Source organism: Streptomyces sp. NPDC045701, assembly GCF_056432045.1.
Genome location: NZ_JBWKJV010000155.1, coordinates 1 through 2,841 on the forward strand (window position 1 = coordinate 1; position 2,841 = coordinate 2,841).

The following is a 2,841-nucleotide window of genomic DNA, read 5'->3' on the forward strand; positions in this document are numbered from 1 at the left end:
CCTCTGGCGCCGCACCCACCAGACCCGCGCCCGCCAAAGCCATCACGCCACCCGCGACCGCAGAGACCGCAACCGCGACTCACGGCTGTAGTACCGGGACGGGCACGTGCCGCCGCCGGGGGCTGTGTAGGGGTGTGTCGGGAATTCCGGTGTAACTCTGGCTGGCTGGCCGGGTCAGGTCTGGCTGCCGGGAGGTTGCCGGTGAGGCGGCTGCCGGGGGCCTGCGGGCTCGCTCCGGGCCGGGTGGTCCGGGGTTTGCGGCTGGTGCCGGCCGGGGCGCCGCGGGCGGGGCGGGAATGGAGGTACTGCTGGGCGGCGTTCTGGGTGGGGGAGTGGGTGCGGGTCCTCGACCCCTCCGGCGTCTGTTGTGCCTGGGGTGTTGCGTCGGCGGGCTGAATCCGGGGGCTTTTTTCTGGAGGGCGTTCTCCATCTCGGCTTCGGGTATGCGGCGTTCAGGTTCTTTCAGCCGTGCACCGCTGGCCGGCAGATCGGCGTGGCGGGGGGCGGGGGCAGTTGCTTGCGTCGGCGGTCAGCACGAGGCGCCCGCCGGCCGCCTTCGGCATCCGGGACGTGCGGGGCCGGTGGCCCCGGTTTGTGGCGTGGAGGGCGGGGTCCGGGACGGTGCGGAGGCGGGTCCCGGCAGGCTGGCAAGTGTGCGGCGCGGCCGTGCCGGCTCTGCCCAGCTGGTCCAGCGCCGTGTACAGGGCGCCGGTGCGGGTGCCTGGCCGCCAGCGGCAGCTTGGCCAGCGTCCTCACCGGCCCGTCCGCACACAGCACCGCGTCCGTGAACTCCAGGAGCGCATCCGCGCGGGCGGACGGGCACTCGTAGGACTCCACCCGGAAGCAGGACAGGACACCCAGCGCATGTGCCTCACCTGCAGGCGCCGGAAGGCGCCGCGGGTGCGCGGGCGGCGGTCGCCGCCGCGGTGGCGGCGCTGTTCCATCGCGGCGGCACGGGGGACGACCGGCTTGTGCAGCGGAGGCTGCAGTGCTTGCCGGTGAGTGTCTGGCGGGTGGGCGCTGCGGTCGGGTGCCGCCGGGCCGGGCAGGCGCCGGTTGCCCCGGCGGGCAGTCCGTCGGGGCGGGTGGAGTTGCGCACGGCGGCCGGTGTGATGCTGGTCCTCTGTCCGTCCAGCAGCTGCTGGGTGGCGCTGGTGGGCTGGGCCGATGGTGAGGGGGATGCCGGGCAGGCCGAAAGAGCGCCCTTGTGCGGGCAGGTGTGGTCGCAGGCAGATGAGGGTGAGCAGGGCCTCGTCCGTGTCCGCCGGCAGCGCTCGGCTGGGGCTGGTGGTGGGCATGGGTGCTCAGCCGTCAGGCGGGTTGGGTTGCTGCTCGGTGGCCCGTTGGCGGAGGTGATGGTGGGGGAGCCGGCCGGGTTTTCTGGCTGCGCAGGAAGTACCGGACCGGACGGCCTGGCACCTGATCCTCGGCAATCACGCCGCCGCAAGAGCCCGGCCATGAAGACCTCGCTGCTGGCCCGCCCCCGCCTCCGCCTGCACTTCACACCCGCTGGCTGTTCCTGGCTCGGCTTCGCCGAGCGGTGGTTCGTCGGGCTGACGGGCAAAGAGAAGGTGTCCGCAAGGCCGTCCCGGCCCAGGAGGACATCCGCGGCTGGACCGGCGCGCGCAAACACCAGCCCCGGTCCTGCGTCTGGGCTTAAGACGGCGGATGCAGCTCTCGAGTGCCTCGCCTCATATCTGAACACAATTTCTGCTTCAGAAGAGTGTGCGCCCGGTCCCGTATCCAGAAGCGGCGCTCCGGCGGCCCGGGGGTCCTGCGGCGGCTGTATGGCCGATTGGCTGACAGCCCGGAATGTGAAGGTGGCTGATACTCGAGTGGATCGCCGGCCGTCCATCGGTGGCCACGGCACTCAAGAAAGGGCGGGAGTATGAATTTTGTGAGGCGAGTAACGGCCTGCTCGGTTCTGGCAGGAATCGTGATGGTCGGCGCTCTGGTACCCAGCGCTGCACAGGCCGCGCCAGTGGAGGCTGACACGGCCCTGAACTGTATGAGCCCGGTGAAGCCGTCGAGAACAACGAGCGGCTACGTGATTGAAAATCACACCGATAAGACCTTGGATCTTACCAACATACGAATCATCGAGGATGAGGGAAGTAGCAGCCGGAATCTTTCCCGGCAGTGCGACATGCGAAGCGTGCGGACCCTCCCGGCCCATAGTGCCGCATATTTTGAAATCGAAAGAGATGTCTGGCAGGGCTTTTCTAGTTACTATGCCCTGGACTTCACAGACCACGAAGGGGGCGAATACAGTCTTATCGCCCGCGCTAACCAGCTCGGTGGTGATACTGCTTCCGTGGCTTTCCCGGAAGCCAGCGTAACGGTTCAGCGCGCCCTGGGGGTGGGCATGACAACAAACTTCTACATCAACCATTAGCCTCGCTGTTTCGGTTGGGGTGATGAGACGTCGCTGATCGTCTGCTGCCGGGTGCGTGGGGTGATTTCGTTGCTCGGGCATGGCGGGGTCCCGGCGCGGTGGTCGGGTTCTCCGAGGTCCTTCGGGTCGTGGGCGGGCAGGGGGTTGTCGGTCAGCCGGGGGGCCGGGGCAGTGCGGCGAGGCGGTGGAAGGCCGTGGCCAGTTCGTGTCTCCAGCCTCGATCATTCACGTGCGCGCGCCGGCGTGAGGGGATCGGCTGAGATATCTGGTTTCTGATGGTTCGTTCCGCGGGCTGGCTGTCGCGGGTCAGGCCGTCGGGCTGCGTGTCGTCGCGGGTGTCGCCGGCGTCCGCTCGCCGAGGATGCTGCGGGCTCCTCCTTCCGGTGCGTCGGGATGAGGCGTGGTGGTCAGCCGGGGCCGGGGAGCGGCTGGATGCGGTCCCACGC

1 protein-coding gene is annotated in these 2,841 nt (G+C 69.3%); it reads left to right on the forward strand.

The annotated features are described in order from the left end of the window. The first annotated feature begins 1,939 nt into the window (after positions 1-1,939). Positions 1,940-2,395, forward strand: a complete 456-nt coding sequence (locus AC07DW_RS33985) for a hypothetical protein (protein ID WP_478861461.1) — start codon at positions 1,940-1,942, stop codon at positions 2,393-2,395. Positions 2,396-2,841 lie beyond the last annotated feature (446 nt).

Coding starts and splice junctions, on each gene's coding strand:
- AC07DW_RS33985 (WP_478861461.1), top strand. CDS start 1,940: ATGGTCGGCGCTCTGGTACCCAGCGCTGCACAGGCCGCGCCAGTGGAG.